Annotated in this window: 3 protein-coding genes; 1 reads left to right on the plus strand and 2 read right to left on the minus strand. The window is 30.5% G+C overall.

All coding sequences use genetic code 11. The annotated features are described in order from the left end of the window. On the plus strand, nucleotides 1–185 hold a 185-nt coding region (locus CO726_RS30765), incomplete at its 5' end, for a CPBP family intramembrane glutamic endopeptidase (RefSeq protein ID WP_136699916.1). Nucleotides 186–292: 107 nt separating this feature from the next. On the opposite strand, the gene CO726_RS30770 is transcribed toward CO726_RS30765, so the two are convergent. Both CO726_RS30770 and CO726_RS30775 read right to left on the minus strand, forming a co-directional pair. Next, on the minus strand, nucleotides 293–655 hold the full coding sequence (locus tag CO726_RS30770; protein ID WP_169513127.1) for a GNAT family N-acetyltransferase: 363 nt from the start codon (nucleotides 653–655) through the stop codon (nucleotides 293–295). Nucleotides 656–997: 342 nt separating this feature from the next. Next, the coding region (locus tag CO726_RS30775; protein WP_099686811.1) for a DUF418 domain-containing protein at nucleotides 998–1,979 on the minus strand (982 nt) is incomplete at its 5' end.

A 1,979-nucleotide genomic window follows, 5' to 3' on the forward strand; every position in this document is an offset into this window, starting at 1 on the left:
GGGGTATACTAATAAGTTCATTGTTCTTTTCTATTATGCATTTTGATTTTCCTTTTATATTTGGATACTTTTTAATTGGTCTTGTACTTGCTGTAGTATATGTGCGTACTAATAGGTTACTAGTATCATTTGTTGTACATGCTAGTATGAACTTAATTGTTGTCACACTTCAGATTTCTTCATAAAAATGTGGTGCTTGCACATATGAAATTGAAATAGGATGTTTTAAAGGAGGATACTATACCTAATAAAAGGTATAGTATCCTCCTTCTGTAAATTTAACTTTTTGATTTTATGTGTTTTTCTTCCATAAAAGATGATTACCAGATATCTCGAATCCATGTTTCGTATAAAAATTAATTTGTTTGGCTTTATGTTGACTATCATCACTAACCATAAGACCGGTTACTTTGTCTACCTGGGATTCTACTGCTATTTGTAGTAAATGTTTCATTAATATGCTTCCTAACCCCAAGTTACGTATCGGTTCTTCAATAAATATATCAGCAAGGTCTATTGTGGTTCTTGCCGATATATAATGTGCGTACAGATATGGTTCGGGGAAAACCGTTCCTTTATTTGTAATTAATCGAATTTTTAACACAATTGAGTTTTCTTCGTACAAATTGGTATCTTCATATAAATGACGGTACACAATAATACCACCATTTTTAATGTTGAGTGAAGTTCATATTTCACATCACCAGGTATTTGTAATTTAACTTTGCGTATTTTACTTTTTCGAGGGTTATTGTTAATACTAAACATATTATCACCTATCTTTATAATTAAATTATTATTACTTTATATTACGTTAAAATGATTTTAAGGGAAATATAGAATCAAGTTAGAAGAAGGCACCAAAAGGTGCCTTCCTCTAACTTGATCTACTTTACTTTTAATAACATCATTTTACAATCACAAATATATCTTTACTCTTTCATATGATATTTTATCATTTTTTTCAGTCAATTGCATAAAACTGGTGAAAGATAGGTTATTTTTTGTAAATTCCTTTTCTCCATATCCATTCAATAGGACCATAGCGGAAATATTTACTCCAAATTTTGCAGAATATAATTTGTACAAAGATAATTAAAATCCCGAAGATACATAGTTGCCAGTAATATACCTGTGAGACATCTTTAAAGTACAACGAAAGAATGACAATAGTTAGTATACTTTGGCTAATGTAATTCGTTAAAGCATACTTGCCTACGTTCATAAAAGGTTGCAGCCGCTCTATATTTTTTTTATTCTCACAAACCCTAAGTAGAGTGCAAATATAGAATATAGCTAGCGTTTTCCCTCCAAATAGAATCCATAGTTTAATATCCTGAGAGTAATAGACATCCGTTTTTATAAAATAGTAGATAATAGGACAAGAGAGAAGACATGAAATGCATAGCGAACTCCACTGGATAAATCTAATTTCCTTTATTAATTCTGGTACCCTTTTAAAAATATCTTTCTTACCAGCCCATAAACCAATTAAAAATAAGCCTATATATTCCGGAATTCCTATTAGTAATTGCTGAAATTCCTCGATCATTAAAAAGAACAGACGAGCTTTTACTTGATGTGAATAATGTGTAAATAGATTTACAGTGTGATTGGTAGTGTTGCCTGTAAACATATATTGATAGTAACTTGGTACGGCAGAAATAGAAGAACTTGCTTGTATAAATAAAATAGCATGTAGTGTATAGCTAACAAATAGAGAGATGCAGCCAACTATAAAAATAAGCTTTGTAGATCGCTTATAAAAGAACAATAGGATAAAACCAGCTAAGGCATATGCGTGTAGAATATCTCCATACCATAGAAAGATAAAGTGGAGTAAACCAAAGAGTAGTAAGATACACAATCTACGGCTAAACAGCTTATACATAGAATAGCCTTTTGCTTCAGCATTTTTTATAAAGATATAAAACCCTACTCCAAATAAGAACGCAAAAATAGTATAGAATTTTGCCTGT

Origin of the sequence: Bacillus fungorum (assembly GCF_002746455.1) — a bacterium.
Classification (GTDB): domain Bacteria; phylum Bacillota; class Bacilli; order Bacillales; family Bacillaceae_G; genus Bacillus_A; species Bacillus_A fungorum.